This window comes from Kitasatospora phosalacinea (assembly GCF_030268885.1).
GTDB classification, from domain to species: domain Bacteria; phylum Actinomycetota; class Actinomycetes; order Streptomycetales; family Streptomycetaceae; genus Kitasatospora; species Kitasatospora phosalacinea_C.
Window position 1 is genome coordinate 11,224 of record NZ_BSSA01000004.1, and the last position, 18,333, is coordinate 29,556.

At 74.1% G+C, this 18,333-nt stretch carries 17 protein-coding genes; 11 read left to right on the forward strand and 6 right to left on the reverse strand.

Annotation, left to right across the window (positions count from 1 at the left end; genetic code table 11):
- Window positions 1-64 precede the first annotated feature (64 nt).
- Window positions 65-2,740: an FHA domain-containing protein gene (locus QSK52_RS07935; protein ID WP_285735152.1), complete on the reverse strand. Its 2,676-nt coding sequence runs from the start codon at window positions 2,738-2,740 to the stop codon at window positions 65-67.
- 245 nt (window positions 2,741-2,985) lie between these two features.
- Here QSK52_RS07935 and serB point away from each other — a divergent pair, with 245 nt between their 5' ends.
- On the forward strand, window positions 2,986-4,248 hold the full coding sequence (serB, locus tag QSK52_RS07940) for a phosphoserine phosphatase SerB (protein WP_285735154.1): 1,263 nt from the start codon (window positions 2,986-2,988) through the stop codon (window positions 4,246-4,248).
- 53 nt (window positions 4,249-4,301) lie between these two features.
- Here the strand turns inward: serB and QSK52_RS07945 are convergent, their stop codons facing one another.
- From QSK52_RS07945 to QSK52_RS07955, 3 genes are all read right to left on the reverse strand, one after another.
- Window positions 4,302-4,829 carry a SixA phosphatase family protein gene (locus QSK52_RS07945; protein WP_285735156.1) on the reverse strand — a complete coding sequence of 176 codons (528 nt, stop codon included), beginning with the start codon at window positions 4,827-4,829 and terminating at the stop codon, window positions 4,302-4,304.
- A 99-nt stretch (window positions 4,830-4,928) separates the two neighbouring features.
- Window positions 4,929-5,051, reverse strand: coding sequence for an SGM_5486 family transporter-associated protein (locus QSK52_RS07950; protein WP_254897998.1), 123 nt, complete (start codon window positions 5,049-5,051; stop codon window positions 4,929-4,931).
- 10 nt (window positions 5,052-5,061) lie between these two features.
- On the reverse strand, window positions 5,062-6,339 hold the full coding sequence (locus QSK52_RS07955) for an MFS transporter (RefSeq protein WP_285735162.1): 1,278 nt from the start codon (window positions 6,337-6,339) through the stop codon (window positions 5,062-5,064).
- An 80-nt stretch (window positions 6,340-6,419) separates the two neighbouring features.
- On the opposite strand from QSK52_RS07955, the gene QSK52_RS07960 reads away from it, so the two are divergent.
- The gene (locus QSK52_RS07960; protein ID WP_285735164.1) at window positions 6,420-7,094 is read left to right on the forward strand and encodes a FadR/GntR family transcriptional regulator; all 675 of its coding nucleotides are present in this window, start codon (window positions 6,420-6,422) and stop codon (window positions 7,092-7,094) included.
- Between the two features lie 251 nt (window positions 7,095-7,345).
- On the opposite strand, the gene fabI is transcribed toward QSK52_RS07960, so the two are convergent.
- Both fabI and fabG read right to left on the reverse strand, forming a co-directional pair.
- Window positions 7,346-8,113, reverse strand: a complete 768-nt coding sequence (fabI, locus tag QSK52_RS07965; protein ID WP_285735166.1) for an enoyl-ACP reductase FabI — start codon at window positions 8,111-8,113, stop codon at window positions 7,346-7,348.
- Between the two features lie 2 nt (window positions 8,114-8,115).
- The gene (gene fabG, locus QSK52_RS07970) at window positions 8,116-8,835 is read right to left on the reverse strand and encodes a 3-oxoacyl-[acyl-carrier-protein] reductase (RefSeq protein WP_285735168.1); all 720 of its coding nucleotides are present in this window, start codon (window positions 8,833-8,835) and stop codon (window positions 8,116-8,118) included.
- Window positions 8,836-9,089: 254 nt separating this feature from the next.
- Between fabG and QSK52_RS07975 the strand changes: the two genes are divergently transcribed.
- The 9 genes from QSK52_RS07975 to QSK52_RS08015 all read left to right on the forward strand — a co-directional run bounded on the left by QSK52_RS07975 (window position 9,090) and on the right by QSK52_RS08015 (window position 18,333).
- Window positions 9,090-10,220 carry an MBL fold metallo-hydrolase gene (locus QSK52_RS07975; protein WP_285735170.1) on the forward strand — a complete coding sequence of 377 codons (1,131 nt, stop codon included), beginning with the start codon at window positions 9,090-9,092 and terminating at the stop codon, window positions 10,218-10,220.
- A 136-nt stretch (window positions 10,221-10,356) separates the two neighbouring features.
- Window positions 10,357-11,883 (forward strand): TldD/PmbA family protein, encoded by a 1,527-nt coding sequence (locus QSK52_RS07980; protein ID WP_285735172.1) that lies wholly within the window; start codon window positions 10,357-10,359, stop codon window positions 11,881-11,883.
- Window positions 11,883-13,277 carry a metallopeptidase TldD-related protein gene (locus QSK52_RS07985; RefSeq protein ID WP_285735174.1) on the forward strand — a complete coding sequence of 465 codons (1,395 nt, stop codon included), beginning with the start codon at window positions 11,883-11,885 and terminating at the stop codon, window positions 13,275-13,277. Before QSK52_RS07980 ends, QSK52_RS07985 begins: the two co-directional genes overlap by 1 nt.
- 27 nt (window positions 13,278-13,304) lie before the next feature.
- The gene (locus QSK52_RS07990; RefSeq protein WP_285735176.1) at window positions 13,305-13,853 is read left to right on the forward strand and encodes an RNA 2'-phosphotransferase; all 549 of its coding nucleotides are present in this window, start codon (window positions 13,305-13,307) and stop codon (window positions 13,851-13,853) included.
- A gap of 107 nt (window positions 13,854-13,960) precedes the next feature.
- A complete protein-coding gene (locus QSK52_RS07995; RefSeq protein WP_285735178.1) occupies window positions 13,961-14,314 on the forward strand; it encodes a DUF3099 domain-containing protein in 354 nt (117 codons plus the stop codon).
- A 225-nt stretch (window positions 14,315-14,539) separates the two neighbouring features.
- On the forward strand, window positions 14,540-14,782 hold the full coding sequence (locus tag QSK52_RS08000) for a hypothetical protein (RefSeq protein WP_285735180.1): 243 nt from the start codon (window positions 14,540-14,542) through the stop codon (window positions 14,780-14,782).
- A gap of 389 nt (window positions 14,783-15,171) precedes the next feature.
- The gene (locus QSK52_RS08005) at window positions 15,172-15,495 is read left to right on the forward strand and encodes a phosphopantetheine-binding protein (RefSeq protein ID WP_285735182.1); all 324 of its coding nucleotides are present in this window, start codon (window positions 15,172-15,174) and stop codon (window positions 15,493-15,495) included.
- A gap of 7 nt (window positions 15,496-15,502) precedes the next feature.
- Window positions 15,503-16,984, forward strand: coding sequence for a glycosyltransferase (locus QSK52_RS08010; RefSeq protein WP_285735184.1), 1,482 nt, complete (start codon window positions 15,503-15,505; stop codon window positions 16,982-16,984).
- Entirely contained in the window at window positions 16,981-18,333 is a 1,353-nt protein-coding gene (locus QSK52_RS08015; RefSeq protein WP_285735186.1) for a glycosyltransferase family 4 protein, read from the forward strand. The genes QSK52_RS08010 and QSK52_RS08015 overlap by 4 nt, the downstream gene beginning before the upstream one ends.

Sequence of the window (18,333 nt, forward strand, 5' to 3'; positions counted from 1 at the left end):
GGCCCCGGCCACCCGGGGCCGGAAAGGGCGAAGGGCCCCCGGAGGGGCCCTTCGAGCGGCGGGGTCAGCCGTTCTGCATGACCTCGGGTTCGTGGCGCTTCTGGAAGCGCTGGATCGCGAAGGCCAGGCCGACCGAGATGACGATCATGACGGTCCAGTTGAGGAACATGATGCCCGCGGAGTGGTCCCAGAGGGAGTCGAGCGGGGCGGTCTCCGGGGGCTTGGCCACCACCACCGGGGAGATGTGGGCCAGGTCGAGCGTGTTGCCGCTGGCGGCGACGCCCCAGCGGGCGGGCATCAGCCAGCCGAGCTGCTCCAGGCCGGGCTTGTCGAAGAGCTGGAAGATCGCACCGGTGAAGACCATCTGGACGATGGCGAACATGACCAGCAGCGGCATGGTCTTCTCGGCGGTCTTGACCAGCGAGGAGATCGCCAGGCCGACCATCATGGAGGCGAAGCTGAGCAGGATCACGCCGACGGACATCTCGACCGCGGGCAGGTGCTTGAGGATCAGGCCCTCGGCGGGGAGCTTGCGCACCTTGAACGCGATCGCCGAGATGATGCCGCCCTGCAGGAAGCTGATCGCGCCGAGCACGATGAACTTCGAGGCCAGGTACGCGGAGCGGGACAGGCCGGTGGCGCGTTCCCGTTCGTAGATGGCGCGTTCCTTGATCAGCTCGCGGACCGAGTTCGCCGAGCCGGACAGGCAGGCGGAGAACGCGACGACCATCAGGATCAGCCGGGCGACGTCGTTGCGGCCGTTGGCGCACGCCGCCAGGCCGCACTTGTCGGGGATCACCGCGGAGACCCCGCCGAGGACCAGGGGCAGGATCAGCGACAGCGCGATGAAGCCCTTGTCGGAGGCGATCACCGCCAGGTAGCGGCGGATCAGCGTCCACAGCTGGGAGCCCCAGCTCTGCGGCTTGGGCGGGCGCAGCTGGTTGAGCGCGTTGGGCTGCTGCACCTGGGAGACCGCGGCGTCCACGTTGGCCGAGTACTGCTGGTGGTGGACGGAGTTGCGGTAGCGGCCGGCCCAGTCGTGGTCCGGGTAGTTCTCGAACGCCTGGAAGACGTCCGCCCAGGTCTCGTAGCCGAAGAAGTGCAGGGCCTCGGCGGGCGGGCCGAAGTAGGCCACCGAGCCGCCGGGCGCCATCACCAGGAGCCGGTCGCAGAGCGCGAGTTCGGCCACCGAGTGGGTGACGACCAGGACGGTGCGGCCGTCGTCGGCCAGGCCGCGCAGGGTCTGCATGACCTCGCGGTCCATGCCCGGGTCGAGGCCGGAGGTGGGCTCGTCCAGGAAGATCAGCGAGGGCTTGGTGAGCAGCTCCAGGGCGACCGAGACGCGCTTCTGCTGGCCGCCGGAGAGCGCGGTGATCCGGTTGTCGGCGCGCTTGTCCAGGCGCAGCTCGTACAGCACCTCGTCGATCCGGCGCTCGCGCTCGGCGGCCTCGGTGTCGCCGGGGAAGCGCAGCCGCGCCGCGTACTTGAGGGCGGTGCGGACGGTGAGTTCCTTGTGCAGGATCTCGGACTGCGGGACGAGGCCGATCCGGGAGCGCAGCTCGGCGAACTGGCGGTACAGGTTGCGGCCGTCGTACAGCACGTCGCCGCGGTCGGCGGGGCGGTAGCCGGTGAGGGCGCGCAGCAGGGTGGACTTGCCGGAGCCGGACGGGCCGATCACCGCGACCAGGGACTTCTCCGGGACGGAGAAGCTGACGTCGTTGAGCAGGACCTTCTTGCCGCCCTTGAAGTCGACCTCGACGCTCAGGTGGTGGGCGGAGAAGGAGACCGCGCCGTTGTCGACGAACTCCTGGAGCTGGTCGCCGACCAGCACGAAGGAGGAGTGGCCGACGGTGAGCCGGTCCTGCGGGCCCATCAGCTGGCGGCGGGTGGGCTGGCCGTTGAGGAAGATCCCGTTGTGGCTGCCGAGGTCGACGATCTCCCAGCGGCCGTCCGGGAGCTGGCGCAGCTCGGCGTGGTGGCGGGAGACCTGCAGGTCGGAGACGACGATGTCGTTGTCGAGCGCGCGGCCGATCCGGATGGTGCGGCCGCCGGCCAGGCTGCGGATCATCGTCGGGTTGCCGAGCCCGCCGACCGGGGCGGCCTGCTGCTGCGGGTGCGGCGCGGGCGGCTGGGCCGGCGGGAACTGCTGCTGCGGCACCGGCGGCTGGAACTGCTGCTGCACCGGGGGCTGCGGGAACTGCGGCTGCGGCGCGGGCGGCTGGGCCGGCGGGAACTGCTGCTGCTGCGGGAAGCCGGGGCGCGGGGTGGGTGCGTCCCAGCCCTGCGGGATCGGCTGCTCGACCGGCGGCGGGCGGTGCCCCTGCGGCGCGGCGGCCGGGCCGGGGCCGAAGGGCTGCTGCTGGAACGGGGCCTGGCCCTGCTGCGGGCCGGGGGCCCGGCTGGTGGCGGCCTCGTGGATGCCGCCGCCCTGCGGGGCGGGGGCCGCGGCGGGCGCGGTGAAGGCGAGCCGGGGCCCGTTCTGGCCGTTGCCGAGGTGCACCACGGTGCCGGGGTGGACGGCGCTCTGGGCGACCCGGGCCCCGGCGACGAAGGTGCCGTTGGTGGAGCCGTGGTCGGCGAGCTGCCAGGTGGCGCCGTCGAAGCTCAGGCTGGCGTGCCGCCAGGAGACCCGGGCGTCGTCGAACGGGAAGTCCGAGGCCGGGTCGCGGCCGATGGTGTAGGCGCGGCCGGGTTCGAGTACCCGCTGCCGGCCGTCGATTTCAAGTACGAGTTGCGGCAACTCTCCGCCCGCCCCGCTCTCCGGTCCCCCAGGATGTTGCATCTGACAGGGGGGATCATTCCAGCCCGGCCGGTGTACTCGGAAGTCGGGCCGCCGTTCTGTGACCGCCCGGCAACCGGCCCGGGGCCGGGCCGGGGCCTTCGGCGGGGTGCCGGGCGGGGTGTCCGACCGGTGTCCCGCCGGCGTCCCACCTCGCGGACGCCTGCGTGGGGAGCGGGGGCGGGCCCGGTAGCGTGGGGGGCACCATGAACGCAACTGATCCGGCCGCTCAGGCCCTTTCCGCCGCGCCGCCCGTGAGCACCGACGCCGAGCGCACGCTGCTGGTCAAGGTGTTCGGCAAGGACCGTCCCGGGATCACCGCGGGCCTGTTCGACCGGCTCGCCGGTTTCGGCGTCGAGGTGATCGACATCGAACAGGTGGTCACCCGTGGCCGGATAACGCTGTGCGCGCTGGTCACTCCCCCGGCGGCGCCGGACGCGGAGGGCGGGCTGCGGGTGACGGTGCACCGCTGGGCCGAGGAGCACAAGCTCCAGGCCGAGATCATCTCCGGCACCGGCGACAACCGGGCCCGCGGCGAGGGCCGTTCGCACGTGACGGTGCTCGGCCACCCGCTGACGGCGGCCGCGGTGGCGGCGCTGTCGACCCGGGTGTCGGAGGCCGGGGGCAACATCGACCGGGTGTTCCGCCTCGCCAAGTACCCGGTGACGGCGGTGGAGTTGACCATCTCGGGCGTGCCCACCGAGGAGCTGCGCGCGGTGCTGGCGGCGGAGGCCGCGGCCCAGCGGGTGGACATCGCGGTGGTCCGGGCCGGCCTGCACCGCCGGGCCAAGCGCCTGATCGTGATGGACGTGGACTCCACCCTGATCCAGGACGAGGTGATCGAGCTGTTCGCGGCCCACGCGGGCTGCGAGGAGCAGGTCGCCGCGGTGACCGAGCAGGCGATGCGCGGCGAGCTGGACTTCGCCGAGTCGCTGCGCGCCCGGGTCGCGCTGCTGGCCGGGCTGGACGCCGCGGTGACCGAGAAGGTCCGCGCGGAGGTCCGGCTGACCCCGGGCGCCCGGACGCTGATCCGCACCCTGAAGCGGCTCGGCTACCAGGTGGCGATCGTCTCCGGCGGGTTCACCCAGGTCACCGACCACCTGGTGGAGCGCCTGGGCCTGGACTTCGCGGCCGCCAACACCCTGGAGGTCGCGGACGGGAAGTTCACCGGCCGGGTCACCGGCGAGATCGTCGACCGGGCGGGCAAGGCCCGCTGGCTGGCCCGCTTCGCCGAGCGCGCCGGGGTGCCGCTGGAGCAGACGGTGGCGATCGGCGACGGTGCCAACGACCTGGACATGTTGAACGCGGCCGGTCTGGGCGTCGCGTTCAACGCCAAGCCGGTGGTCCGCGAGCAGGCCGACACCGCCGTGAACGTGCCGTTCCTGGACACCGTGCTGTACCTGCTCGGGGTGACCCGCGAGGAGGTCGAGGCCGCCGACGAGCTGGACGGCGCGCCCACCGGCGACTGACCCGCGGGGACCGACGGGAGGGGCGGGGCCCGCGGGGCCCGCCCCTCCGGCGTTCAGTCCTGCGGCATGAAGTACGAGTCGAGCCGGGCCACGCCGGGCTCGACCAGCTTCCACGGGCCCGCGAGGCTGAGCACGGCCACCGCGGCGGGCGGGAAGCCGTTCAGGCGCAGTCGGTTGAGCGCCTCGGCGTCGCCCTCGTCCCCGGCCAGCACCTGGGTGAGGCCGAGCACGCCCGGGTTGTGGCCGACCAGCAGCAGGTCGGCGTGGTCCTCGGGGGTCTCCTGGATGACCTCGATCAGCCGGCCCGGCTGGGCCTCGTACACCCGGTCCTCGTAGACGGTCTTCCGGGCCCGCTTGGGCAGCTCGTGGGCGACCAGCTTCCAGGTCTCCCTGGTCCGCAGCGCGGTGGAGCACAGCACGTGGTCGGGGTTGATCCCGGAGTCCGCCAGCCAGCGGCCCGCGTCGGTGGCCTGGCCGCGGCCGCGGTCGGCGAGCGGGCGGTCGTGGTCGCTGACCTGGTTGGGCCAGTCGGCCCGGGCGTGGCGGAGGACGATGATCCTACGAGGGGTGTCGGCGCTCATACCCCTAGAGCTTCGCAGAAAACCGCCGCCCGGTCGCGTGGTCCGGGAAGCTGCCACCCCTGCGGGTGGCACCTTCCGGGAAGCGGCCCGGCGGGCGGTTCAGCCCATCGCGTTGGCGAAGCTGGCGACGATCGCGATGACCACCACGATGGCGGCGATCAGGCCGAGCATCTGCAGCAGCTTCTTCTGCCCGCCCTGCGGGTTCGGGTCGAGTACCGGCATGCCGTCGAGCCTAACCGACGGCCTCGTCCTCGATGTGCCGGGCCCTGGCGGCGCGCAGGCCGACCAGCATCTGCGGCACCAGCAGCAGCGCCAGCAGGCCCAGCGGCAGGTACCACTGGCCGGTGCGCTGGTAGAGCGCGCCCATCAGGATCGGGCCCGGGATGGAGATCAGGTAGCCCAGGCTCTGGGCGAACGCGGACAGCTGGGCCACCCCGCCGGGGGTGCGGGCGCGCAGGCCGAGCATGGTCAGCGCCAGCGGGAACGCGCACATCGACAGGCCGACCAGGACCGCCCACAGCCAGGAGACCGTCCCGGCCGCGAACATCAGCCCGAGGAAGCCCGCGATCCCGCACAGGCCGAGCACCACCACGTACAGCCGCTGGTCGCCGCGGCGGGCCGCCAGGTTCGGCAGCAGGAAGGAGACCGGCACGCTGACCGCCATCACCACGGCCAGCAGCACGCCGGACGCGGACTCCGACACCCCGGCGTCGTGGTAGATCTTCGGCAGCCAGCCCATCGCGCCGTACGCGCTGGTCGACTGCAGGCCGAAGAACGCGGCCAGCGCCCACGCGGTGCGGCTGCGCAGGATCGGCAGCTTCGCCTGGACGGGCGCCGGGGCCGCCGCGGCCGTGCCGGGCCTCTCCCGGCGCAGGAACAGCACCACCAGCCAGAGCACCAGCGCGGCCACCGCGAGCAGGCCCCAGACGCCCAGGCCGAGCCGCCAGCTGCCGCCCATCGCGTCGGTCAGCGGGACGGTGGTGGCGGCGGCCAGCGAGGTGCCCACCGACAGCGCCATCGAGTACAGGCCGATCATCGGCGCGACCCGGTCCGGGAAGTACCGCTTGATCACCACCGGCAGCAGCACGTTCGCCAGCGCCACCCCGGCCAGCGCCACCGCGGTGAGCAGCAGGAACACCGCGGCGGAGCCGGTGAAGGAGCGGGCCAGCACGCCCGCCGCGATCGCGGCCATGGCGGCCGTCACCACGGCGACCGGGCCCAGCCGCCGGGCCAGGCCCGGCGCGCAGACGCCCAGCACCGCGAAGCACAGCGGCGGCACCGCGGCCAGCAGCCCGGCCGTGGTGGCGCTCATCCCCAGGCCCTCGCGGACCGGGTCGAGCAGCGCGCCGAGGCTGGTCACCACGGGGCGCAGGTTGACCGCGGCGGCGGCCACCGCGACGGCCAGCAGGACGGCGGCGGCGTTGCGGGCGGGGGCGGTGGTCGGGGCGGACGGAGTGGCTGGCGGGCGGCTCTCGGTCTCGGTGGTGGAGGGGTCTGCTGCGGTAGACATGGCGCAATCATAGAATCATGGGATGACTTACCGCACGCCGGTATCCTGATGAGGTAGACCACAGAAGGAGCACACCCGCCTTGGCGCTGTCGACCACTCGCCGCACCCCGCTCTCCGACCAGGTGATCGCCCAGCTGCGGGCCCAGATCACCTCCGGCGAGTGGCCGGTGGGATCGCGCATCCCCACCGAAGCGGAGCTCGTCGACCAGCTCGGCGTCGCCCGCAACACCGTCCGCGAGGCGGTCCGCGCCCTCGCCCACAACGGGCTGCTCGACATCCGCCAGGGCTCCGGCACCTACGTGCTGGCCACCAGCGAGCTCGCGGGCGTCATGCACCGCCGCTTCGCGGACGCCGACCAGGACCAGGTCGCCGAACTGCGCTCCGCCCTGGAGACCTCCGCCGCGGGCTTCGCGGCCCTCCGGCGCACCCCGCGCGACCTCGAACTGCTCGACGCGGCGCTCGCCCGCCGGGACGCCGCCTGGCGCTCCGGCGTCCCCGAGGACTTCATCCAGGCCGACGCCGCGTTCCACCAGGCGGTGGTCGCCGCCGCCCACAACGACGTCCTCGCCGCCGTCTACGCCGACCTCGGCGAGGTCCTGCGCGCCCACCTGCGCCACGACGTCGGCCCCGACCTGCTGCCCCACCGCTGGGTCCCGCACGCCGCGATCCTCGACGCGATCCGGGCCGGCGACCCGGAGGGGGCCGCCGAGGAGGCGGGCCGCGCCATCGGCTTCTGCAAGACGGAGACCCGCTGAGCCCGCGGGATGCGAAACCAGGGGCCCGGGGAACGGCGGGTCCGTGCTGCTGACGGCCGGAGCCCGTCGAAGGTCCGTGCTGCTGCGTGCCGCAACAGAACCGGAAGCCGATGCGCGCTCCGGCAGTGAACCGTCAGCAGACCCGGGCTCGCCGTTCCCCGAGCCCCTGGCGGGGCTCTTCGGCGTTCTGCCCCGAATGCGAAAGGCGCGGCCGTCCCCCGGAGGGGACGGCCGCGCCCGGAGCGGGGCGCTTACGCGCCGATCGCGTGCAGGCCGCCGTCGACGTGGACGATCTCGCCGGTGGTCTTCGGGAACCAGTCGCTCAGCAGCGCGACGACGCCGCGGCCGGCCGGCTCCGGGTCGGAGAGGTCCCACTTGAGCGGGGAGCGGGAGTCCCAGGTCGCGGCGAGGTCCGGGAAGCCGGGGATGGACTTCGCGGCCATCGACCCGATCGGGCCGGCCGAGACCAGGTTGCAGCGGATGTCGCGCGAGCCGAGGTAGCGGGCGAGGTACCGGTTGGTGGACTCCAGGGCGGCCTTCGCCGGGCCCATCCAGTCGTACTGCGGCCAGGCGAACTGCGCGTCGAAGGTCAGGCCGACCACCGAGCCGCCGTCCTGCATGAGCGGGAGCAGCGCCGTGGTGAGCGACTTGAAGGAGTACGCGGAGACGTGCACCGCGGTGGCGACGGACTCCCACGGGGTGTCGAGGAAGTTGCCGCCGAGGGCGTCCTGCGGCGCGAAGCCGATGGAGTGGACGATGCCGTCGAGGGTCGGCAGGTGCTCGCGGACCTGGTCGGCGATGCCGGCCAGCTGCTCCGCGTTGGAGACGTCGAGCTCCAGAACCTTGACGGGCTTCGGGAGCTTCTTGGCGATGCGCTCGGTGAGGCTGGGCCGGGGGAAGGCGGTGAGGATGATCTCGGCGCCCTGCTCCTGCGCGAGCTTCGCGGTGTGGAAGGCGATGGAGGACTCCATCAGCACGCCGGTGATCAGGATGCGCTTGCCTTCGAGAATTCCAGTCATGGTCAGTGACCCATGCCCAATCCGCCGTCGACGGGAATGACGGCTCCGGTGATGTACGCGGCCTCGTCGGAGGCCAGGAACCGCACGGCCGAGGCGATCTCGGCGGGGGCGGCGTAGCGGCCCAGCGGGACGCCGGAGACGATCTCCTTGCGGCGCTCCTCGCTGAGCACGGCGGTCATGTCGGTGTCGACGAAGCCCGGCGCGACCACGTTGACGGTGATGCTGCGCGAGCCGAGCTCGCGGGCGAGGGAGCGGGCGAAGCCGACCAGGCCGGCCTTGGAGGCGGCGTAGTTGACCTGCCCGGCGGAGCCGCTGAGGCCGACGACGGAGGAGATCAGCACGACGCGGCCCTTGCGGGCGCGCAGCATCTTCGCGGCGGCGCGCTTGACGACCCGGAAGGTGCCGGTGAGGTTGGTGTCGAGGACGGAGGTGAACTCCTCCTCGGACATGCGCAGCAGCAGGGTGTCCTTGGTGATGCCCGCGTTGGCGACCAGGACCTCGACCGGGCCGTGGGCGGCCTCGATCTCGGTGAAGGCGGCGTCGACCTGCGCGGCGTCGGTGATGTCCGCCCGGACGGCGAGGACGTCGTACTTGGCGAGCTCCGCCGGGACCTCGCCGTTGCGGCTGGTGATGGCGACCTTGTCGCCCGCCTCGGCGAAGCTCCGGGCGATCGCCAGGCCGATGCCCCGGTTGCCTCCGGTGACCAGTACCGAGCGGCTCAAAGGTCCACCTCATTCTCTCGACGTGCGTCCGATGTGCGTGCGCGGCTGCACGGGCAGCCACCAGCGACGCTATCGGTAGGGTGCGAGCTCGGGCGAAGCGGCCTCCCACAGGGGCGTCCGGCGAGAACTGTCGTATCCCCACAACGGGGGGTGCGCGGGGGTGGGGAACGCCGGGCCGGTGGCGGGCGTTGCCCCGAGGGCGTTCCGGAGAGGCCGGGGCGCCGAGGCGATGCGAGCCGATCGGAGCGGACGCGATGAGTGGTGCACACCCTGGCCGGACGGGCCGCCGCAGGCTGGCGGCACTGGCGGCGCTGGCGCTGGCGGGTGCGGCGGCCTGGGCGCTGCGCGAGGTGCCGGCCCAGTTCGGGCGGCGGCCGGACGGATCGGACCCGCGGTTGCGGTCGTCCCCGCAGTACCGCGACGGGGTGTTCCACAACGCGCCGTCCGAGGTCGCGCACGACGCCCCGGGGCGGCCGGACGCGGGGACGCTGCGCCGGATGCTGTTCGAGAAGGAGAGCCGGGTGCCGACCGCGCCGGTGCCGCTGGCGGTGCCGGAGGTGTCGGGCGGGGCGTCCCGGGGCGTCGCGGTGACGTGGTTCGGGCACGCCTCGGCGCTGCTGGAGCTGGACGGCTGCCGGGTGCTGGTGGACCCGATCTGGTCGGAGCGCTGCTCGCCCTCGCAACTGACCGGCCCCAAGCGGCTGCACCCGGTGCCGGTGGAGCTGGCCGAGCTGCCGCAGGTGGACGCGGTGCTGATCTCGCACGACCACTACGACCACCTGGACATGGCGACGGTGCGCCGCCTGGTGGAGCTGCAGTCGGCGCCGTTCGCGGTGCCGCTGGGCATCGGCGGCCACCTGCGCCGCTGGGGCGTGCCGGAGCACCGGATCATCGAGCTGGACTGGGACGAGACCTGCACGCTCGGCGAGTTGACGCTGACGCTGACCGCCGCGCACCACTTCTCCGGCCGCAGCCTGGCCCGCAACACCACGCTGTGGGGCTCCTGGGTGGTGGCGGGCCCGGAGCGGAAGGTGTTCTTCACCGGCGACTCCGGCTACTTCGAGGGCTTCGCCCGGATCGGCGAGCAGCACGGCCCGTTCGACGCGGCGCTGATGGCGATCGGCGCGTACGACGCGGCCTGGGCGGACATCCACCTGAACCCGGAGGAGGCGGTGCGGGCGCACCTGGAGCTGCGCGGCGGCCTGCTGCTGCCGATCCACTGGTGCACCTTCAACCTGGCGCCGCACCCGTGGGCGGAGCCGGTGGAGCGGCTCCTCGCGGAGGCGAAGGCGCAGGGCGTGCCGCTGGCGGTGCCGCGCCCGGGGCAGCGGGTGGAGGTCGCCAACCCGCCGGAGCTGGACGGCTGGTGGGAGGCGCTGACGTGACCCGCCCCTGACGGGCCGTCAGCGCGGCGCGGTGGATATTGGCTGGCCGTACGCCCTGCGGACGGGGATGATGCGATCGGGTGCGCCCTCGGCCGGGGGCGGCCCGTCGCGTCCGACCCTCGACCCAGGGAGCCCGATGCCCCCCTCCGCGCTGGATCCTCAGTTCCTCTCCTACCCGTTGCGCCCGCTGGCGGACGCGGCCCTGTCCCGGGCCCGGCAGCTGGGGGTGTCGCACGCCGACTTCCGCCTGGAGCGGGTCCGTTCGGCGTCCTGGCGGCTGCGGGACGCCCGGCCGGCCGGCTCCTCGGACACGGTGCAGCTGGGCTTCGCCGTCCGCGTCCTGCTGGACGGGGCGTGGGGCTTCGCGGCGGGGGTCGACCTGACGCCGGAGGCGGCCGCGGCGGTGGCCGAGCAGGCGGTGGCGGTGGCCCGGCTGTCGGGCGGGATCAGCCGGGCGGCGGGCTCGGGCGAGCGGGTGGAGCTGGCCCCGGAGCCGGTGTACCCGGACGCCGAGTGGGTCTCCGCGTACGAGGTGAACCCGTTCGACGTGCCGGACGCGGAGAAGACCGGCCTGCTGGCCGAGTGGTCCGCCCGGCTGCTGGCCGCCGACGGGGTGTCGCACGTGTCGGCCGCGGTGCTGACGGTGCAGGAGAACAAGTTCTACGCGGACACCGCGGGCACGGTGACGACCCAGCAGCGGGTGCGCCTGCACCCCTGGCTGGAGGCCACCAGCGTGGACGAGCGCACCGGCGCGTTCGACTCGATGCGCACCGTCGCGCCGCCCGCGGGCCGCGGCTGGGAGTACCTGCGCGGGGTCGGCTGGGACTGGGACGCCGAACTGGCCGAGCTGCCCGAGCTGCTGGCGCAGAAGATGCGGGCGCCGAGCGTCGCCGCGGGCCGCTACGACCTGGTGATCGACCCGTCCAACCTGTGGCTGACCATCCACGAGTCGATCGGCCACGCCACCGAGCTGGACCGCGCGCTGGGCTACGAGGCCGCCTACGCGGGTACCTCCTTCGCCACCTTCGACCGGCTGGGCAGCCTGGAGTACGGCTCCGAGCTGATGCACGTCACCGGCGACCGGACGGCCGAGCACGGCCTGGCCACCATCGGCTACGACGACGAGGGCGTCGCCACCCAGTCCTGGGACCTGATCCGCGACGGCGTCCTGGTCGGGTACCAACTCGACCGGCCGATGGCCCGGTTGAAGGGCTTCGGCCGCTCCAACGGCTGCGCCTACGCCGACTCCCCGGCGCACGTGCCGGTGCAGCGGATGGCCAACGTCTCGCTGCAGCCGGCCGCCGACGGGCCGGACACCTCCGGGCTGGTCTCCCAGGTGGAGAACGGCCTGTACATCGTCGGCGACCGCTCCTGGTCGATCGACATGCAGCGGTACAACTTCCAGTTCACCGGCCAGCGCGCCTACGCCATCCGCAACGGCGAACTCGCGGGCCAGGTCAAGGACTTCGCCTACCAGGCCACCACCACCGACTTCTGGGGCTCGATGAGCGCCGTCGGCGGCCCGCAGACGTACGTGCTCGGCGGGGCCTTCAACTGCGGCAAGGCCCAGCCGGGCCAGGTCGCCGCGGTCAGCCACGGCTGCCCGTCCGCGCTGTTCCGCCAGGTCAACGTGCTCAACACCCAGCAGGAGGCGGGTCACTGATGTCCCTCACGCACCCCCACGAGCTGGTGGAACGCGCCCTCGAACTCTCCCGCGCCGACGGCTGCGTGGTGATCGCCGACGAGGAGTCCACCGCCAACCTGCGCTGGGCCGGCAACGGCCTCACCACCAACGGCGTCACCCGCGGCCGCCGCCTCACCGTGGTCGCCACCGTGGGCGGCGCCACCGGCACCGCCTCCGGCGTGGTCGCCCAGGAGGCCGTCACGCTGGACGGGGTCGAGCAGCTGGTGCGCGCCGCCGAGGCCGCAGCCCGGGCCGCCGAGCCCGCCGAGGACGCCCAGCCGCTGATCGCGGGCCGGGCGGCCGACCCGCGCTTCACCGAGGCCCCCGAGACCACCGACATCGGCGTCTTCGCCTCCTTCGCCCCCGCCCTCGGCGAAGCCTTCGCCCGGGCCCGGGCGAACGGCGAACTGCTGTACGGCTTCGCCCGGCACGAGCGCACCACCTCCTACCTGGGCAGTTCCACCGGCCTGCGGCTGCGCCACGACCAGCCCACCGGCACCGTCGAGCTGAACGCCAAGACCGCCGACCTGTCCGGCTCCGCCTGGGCCGGCGCCGCCACCCGGGACTTCGCCGACGTCGACGTCACCGCCCTGCACACCGACCTGACCCGCCGCCTCGGCTGGGGCCGCAAGAAGGTCGACCTGCCCGCCGGGCGCTACGAGACGCTGCTGCCGCCCTCGGCCGTCGCCGACCTGATGGTCTACCTGTCCTGGTCGGCCGGCGCGCGGGACGCGGTGGAGGGGCGTTCGGTGTTCTCCAGGCCGGGCGGGGGCAGCCGGGTCGGGGAGCGGCTCAGCCCGCTGCCGCTGACCCTGCGCTCCGACCCGGCCGAACCCGGCCTGCAGGCCGCCCCGTTCGTGCTCGCGCACTCCTCCGGCGAGAACGACTCGGTGTTCGACAACGGCTCCCCGCTGACCGCCACCGACTGGCTGCGCGAGGGCCGCCTGGCCAACCTGCTCACCACCCGGCACTCCGCGGGCCTGGCCGGCCTCCCGCACACCCCGCCGATCGACAACCTGGTGCTGGAGACCTCCGCCCCCGGCGCGCCCACGCTGGAGGAGATGGTCGCCCGCACCGAGCGCGGCCTGCTGCTGACCTGCCTGTGGTACATCCGCGAGGTCGACCCGGCCAGCCTGCTGCTCACCGGCCTCACCCGGGACGGCGTCTACCTGGTCGAGGACGGCGAGGTGGTCGGCGCCGTCAACAACTTCCGCTTCAACGAGTCCCCGGTCGACCTGCTCGGCCGGATCACCGAAGTGGGCCGCACCGAACGCTGCCTGCCCCGCGAGTGGGGCGACTGGTTCACCCGGGCCGCGATGCCGCCGGTCCGGGTGCCCGACTTCAACATGAGCTCGGTCAGCCAGGCCTCCTGAGCCGACCCGGACCCGAGGGGGACCCCGATGGACGAGAAACGCACCGTGAAGACGTCGAAGATGCTCTCCCGCATCCTGCGGCACGACCCGGGCGCCGTCGGGGTCACCCTGGACCCGGCGGGCTGGGTCGGCGTCGACGCCCTGCTCGCCGCCCTGGCCCGGCACGGCCGCCCGCTGAGCCGCGCCGAGCTGGACCACGTCGTCGCCACCAACAACAAGCGCCGCTTCGCCTACTCCGAGGACGGCCGCTCGATCCGCGCCAGCCAGGGCCACACGGTCGAGGTCGACCTCGGCCTGCCCGCCACCACCCCGCCCGACGTGCTCTTCCACGGCACCGCCGAGCGGACGCTCCCGTTCATCCTGGCCGAGGGCCTGCGCCCGATGAACCGGCGGGACGTCCACCTCTCCGCCGACACCGAGACGGCCGTCAGGGTCGGCTCCCGGCACGGCCGACCCGTCGTCCTGGAGGTCGACGCGGCGGCGATGGCCCTGGCCGGGCACGAGTTCCGGGTGTCCGCGAACGGTGTCTGGCTCACCGACGCCGTCCCAGTCCGGTACCTGCGCCGCACCCCCTGAACGCCCACCGCGCGTCGAGCGGACCCGGGTGGGTCCGATCGGCGTCAGCGGGGTTACCGTGGTCGACCGTAGGGGCCGCACCGACCCGAGGATTGGATGGGGACGACATGCCCAAGAACACGGACGACGGCCAGGTCTTCCGGATCACCGGGGCCCGCAGCAGCCTGACCGAGGACGTCCGGGGACGGCAGCGCCGCTACGTCGTCTCCATGCTGATCCGCACCGCCTGCGTGCTGCTCGCCGTGATCCTCTGGGACGTCCAGCGCTGGCTCGCCTTCGTCGCGCTGGCCGGCGGCATCCTGCTGCCCTACTTCGCCGTCCTGATCGCCAACGCGGGCCGCGAGCGCGCACCCGGCCTGCCCTCGACCTTCGCCTTCCCCCCCGACACCCCGCTGATGCTCGGCCCCGGCGGCACGGGCGGCGGCGGGGCGGCCACCGGCGAGAACCGGCCACAGAGCTGAGAATCCCTCAACCCGCTCGTCCGGTATGTCCGTTCATGTGGTGGTATGACCGTCCGAAAGCTCAGACGATCCTCAAATTAATCACCCGACAGGCCCACCCACGGCCCCCCGGCCGTGCCATACTTCCATAGCGCTCCGCATCCCCCGTCGGAGCGACAGACCGACGCCGGGCAGCTCCCCCCGTGGCTGCCCGGCGTCGTCATGCCCGGACGTAGGATCGACCCCATGGACACCGCGCACCCCCTCTTCGGCACCCCCACCGGCCCCGACGGCCCCGACGGCCCCCCGAAGTGCTCCACCAAGGGCTGCCGCGACCTCGCCACCTGGTCCCTGCTGTGGAACAACCCCAAGCTCCACACCCCCGACCGCCGCAAGACCTGGCTCGCCTGCGACACCCACCGCGACTCGCTCAGCCAGTTCCTCGCCGTCCGCGGCTTCCTCAAGGAGACCGAACCCTTCTCGGGCTGACGCCGGACACCGCCCCGGGCGCGTTCGGGTCGTTGCGGCACTCGGCCCTGCCCGCGTGCGGCGATCCCCTCCCGGCCGGGCGCCCAGGGCCGCGCTCGCACTGCCCGGTCGAGCGGACGGGCCGGGCCGAACGTCGTGGCATTTGCGACATGGGCATGGCGAACACCCCAGGTCACGGGGTGGTTTCTCGCGGCGCGATCCATTGACAGGGGCTCAAAGCCGCTGCTGGAATGGCGGCGCCCAATGTGGGAGCGCTCCCACCTTGCTGGCTCCCCACCCCTTTCCGGCCCGGCCCCACCCCGCCGGCTGCCCTCGTTCGGGAGATCCGCCATGCACGTCTTGCCTGCCCGCAGTGCCGTCGACGAGCCCGTGCGGGCGGGGGTGGCCCGGTGAGTGGGATCGGCGAGGTCGTGGCGCGGCTGTGGACGGAGACCGTGGGCGTGGCGCCCGCCGGACCGGAGGCGGAGTTCTTCGCATCGGGCGGGACGTCGCTCGCGCTGGTGCAGTTCCTGGCCGGGGTGCAGGACGCCTACGGGGTGGAACTGCCGCTGGACCGCCTGTTCACCGAGGGGTTCACCCTCGCCGGCGCCGTCTCCGCCGTCGAACAGACCCTGCTCGAATCCGCCGATCTCGCCGAACTCACGTCGCTGGAAGCCGAGTTGGACGGTCTGAGCGACGAGGAGATCCGCGCGCTGCTGGCCGAGGGGTCGTAGCGCTCCGATGGCCCTGTTCCTGGTGGTGACTCATGGCAGCGACGGCGACGTGCTGCCGTTCGTCGGTCTCGGTGCGGCGCTGGTCCGGGCCGGTCACCGGGCGGTGCTGCTGACCCACGCGCCGTACCGCTCGGCGGCGGAGGGCGCCGGTCTGGACTTCGCTGCGATCGACGGCGAGACCGAGTTCGAGAGCGTGCTCGCGGACACGCCGGGCCTGCTGGGGAGCGCCCCGCACCAGGCGGGCTGGGCCGGGTTCTACCGCCGCAACGCCCTGTTCGAGCAGATCGCGGCCGAGTGCCGCACCCTCGCCGACCTGCACGTCCCGGGCGGGACGGTGCTGGTCGGACGGCACACCTCGGCCGTCTCGGTGCGGTTCGCCGCCGAGCTGCTGGACGCGCCCGTCGCCTGGGTGGCCCTCGCACCGACGCAACTGCTCGCGGTGCCGGTCGCCGCGTACCTGTACGGCGCCGAGCTGGCCGCCGGGCTGCAGGAGGTCCGCGACGGCCTCGGCCTGCCCGAAGTGCCCGACTGGCGGGCCTGGTTCACCGGTGCGGACGCCGAACTCGGCCTGTGGCCCGGCTGGTTCGACGCCGCGGGCCCGCGCGCCCCGGCCCGGGTCTCGCTGACCGGCTTCCCGCTCGCCGACACCTCCGCCCGCGCGCTGGGGGCCCGACCCCCCTCCTCCGACGACCCGTTCGACGGTCTCCTCCCGATCGGGACGCGTCCCGTGCTGGCCACCGGCGGGACGGGGCGGATGCTGGCCGCCGACTACTACCCGGCGCTGCTGGCGGCCGCCGGGCGGACGGGCCTGCCGACCCTGGTGGTGGTCCGGCACCGCGACCTGCTGCCGGACGCGCTGCCGGAGAACGTCCGCTGGTCGCCGGGGCTGGACTTCGCCCGGGCGGTGCCGCACGCGGCGGCGCTGGTGCACCACGGGGGCATCGGCACGCTGGCCCGGGCGCTCGCGGCCGGCACCCCGCAGGTGCTGATGGCGGACGGGGTGGACCGCCCGGACAACGCGGCCCGGCTGTCCCGCCTCGGCCTGGCCCGCACCGTACCGGCCGACCGCTGGCGCACGCCGGAGCTCGCCGCGGCGATCGGTGCGGCGGCGGCCGACCACGACCTGCCGCTGCGCGCGGCCGCCGTCACCGGCCCGCAGCGTCCGACGGAGGCCCTGGACGCGGCGGCGGCCCGGCTGGCGGGGCTGCTCACCGACCCGCCGCGTCCCCGGGCGCTGCGCGGTTCCTCCGCCGCCGACCGGGCGCTGCACGGCCTCTCGCCCGCCGACCGGGCCCGGCTGCGCGAACGGCTGCGCGAACGCCTGCACGAGCGGCGCGCCGCCGCGGCGCCCGCCACCGCGCCACCCACTGCCGCGACACCCACCGCCGCGACACCCACCGCCGCGGCGCCCGCCACCGTGACACCCACCGCCGTGACACCCACCTCCGTGACACCCACCGCCGCGCCCGCACCGGAGGAGGCGCGATGAGGATCCTGCTCGCCCAGAACCTGATCCACCTGCCGTCGCACGGCGGCGCGAACCGTTCCAACCGGCTGCTGCTGGAGCGGCTGGCCGCGCGCGGACACACCTGCGAGGTGGTCGGCCCGCTGACCGGCGCGCTGGCCACCGTCGAGCCCGGGCGGGCCGTCCGGGCGCTGGTCGAGCGCGGTGCGGCGGTCCGCTCCGACGACGGGGGCACCGTCGTTTACACCCACCACGGCGTCACGGTGCACGCGGTGCGCTCGCCGTCCCTGCTGCCGCGCACCGTCCGCGCGGTGGCCGAGCGGCTGCGTCCGGACCGGACCCTCGTCCCGGGCGACGACCCGGGTCACCTGATGCTCGGAGCGGCGCTCGGCGCGACGCCGGACCGGGTGGTGTACCTGGTCCACACGATCCAGCAACTCCCTTTCGGACCGGGGGCGTTCCACCCGAGCGAGGCCGGGACGCGGTTGGTGCGGCGGGCGGCCCGGCTGGTCGCGGTCAGCGACGCGGCCGCCGCGTACCTGCACGAGCACGCGGGACTGACGGCGGAGGTGGTGCGTCCGCAGGTGTACGGGACGGGCCCGTTCCCGCTCCACGGGCGGCCCGGGCAGGGAGCGGTGACGATGGTCAACCCCTGTGGGTACAAAGGCATTTCGGTGCTGCTCGGGCTGGCCGACGCCCGGCCCGAGGTGCCGTTCCTGGCCGTCCCCACCTGGGGCGCGGACGCCGCCGACCGGGCCGAGCTGGCGCGGCGGCCGAACGTCACGGTGATCCCTCCGGTGGACGACATCGACGAAGTCCTGTCCCGGACAAGGGTGTTGCTGATGCCCTCGCTGTGGGACGAGACCTTCGGCTACACCTGCGTGGAGGCGATGCTGCGGGGCGTGCCGGTGCTGGCTTCGGCGGTCGGGGGGCTGCTGGAGGCCAAGTTGGGCGTGCCGGGCTCGCTGCCCGTCCGGCCGGTCACCGCGTACCGCCGCGAGCCGGGCGCGGCCCGTCCCGAACCGGTCGTTCCCGCACAGGAGTTGGGGCCCTGGCTGGCGGCGCTCGACGCGCTGCTGGACGACCCGGCGCACTACGCGCGGCAGTCCGCCGCGTCGCGCTCGGCCGCGCTGGCGTTCGTCGACGGCCTCGACCCGGACGCCTTCGAACGCTGCCTGGCCGAGCCGCTGCCGCCCGGAGCACCGCTCGGAGCACCGTCCGGAGCACCGCTCGGAGCGCAGCCCACCGGAACCGCGGCCCCGCTCGACCGCGCCGCCGCGCTGCGCCTGCTGGCCGCCCGCCGCCGGAGCGCCGCCCCGAACGCCCCCACGAACACCGCCACCACGACCGCCGCCACCACGACCGAGGAGTGA

Bases quoted from the DNA above. Each gene is read 5' to 3' on its own strand.
- QSK52_RS08015 (WP_285735186.1), top strand. From the start codon at position 16,981: ATGAGGATCCTGCTCGCCCAGAACCTGATCCACCTGCCGTCGCACGGC.
- QSK52_RS07950 (WP_254897998.1), bottom strand. From the start codon at position 5,051: ATGCCGGTACTCGACCCGAACCCGCAGGGCGGGCAGAAGAAGCTGCTG.
- QSK52_RS07985 (WP_285735174.1), top strand. From the start codon at position 11,883: ATGTCCCTCACGCACCCCCACGAGCTGGTGGAACGCGCCCTCGAACTC.
- serB (WP_285735154.1), top strand. From the start codon at position 2,986: ATGAACGCAACTGATCCGGCCGCTCAGGCCCTTTCCGCCGCGCCGCCC.
- QSK52_RS08010 (WP_285735184.1), top strand. From the start codon at position 15,503: ATGGCCCTGTTCCTGGTGGTGACTCATGGCAGCGACGGCGACGTGCTG.
- fabI (WP_285735166.1), bottom strand. From the start codon at position 8,113: ATGACTGGAATTCTCGAAGGCAAGCGCATCCTGATCACCGGCGTGCTG.
- QSK52_RS07975 (WP_285735170.1), top strand. From the start codon at position 9,090: ATGAGTGGTGCACACCCTGGCCGGACGGGCCGCCGCAGGCTGGCGGCA.
- QSK52_RS07995 (WP_285735178.1), top strand. From the start codon at position 13,961: ATGCCCAAGAACACGGACGACGGCCAGGTCTTCCGGATCACCGGGGCC.
- QSK52_RS07990 (WP_285735176.1), top strand. From the start codon at position 13,305: ATGGACGAGAAACGCACCGTGAAGACGTCGAAGATGCTCTCCCGCATC.
- QSK52_RS07945 (WP_285735156.1), bottom strand. From the start codon at position 4,829: ATGAGCGCCGACACCCCTCGTAGGATCATCGTCCTCCGCCACGCCCGG.
- QSK52_RS07980 (WP_285735172.1), top strand. From the start codon at position 10,357: ATGCCCCCCTCCGCGCTGGATCCTCAGTTCCTCTCCTACCCGTTGCGC.
- QSK52_RS07955 (WP_285735162.1), bottom strand. From the start codon at position 6,339: ATGTCTACCGCAGCAGACCCCTCCACCACCGAGACCGAGAGCCGCCCG.
- QSK52_RS08000 (WP_285735180.1), top strand. From the start codon at position 14,540: ATGGACACCGCGCACCCCCTCTTCGGCACCCCCACCGGCCCCGACGGC.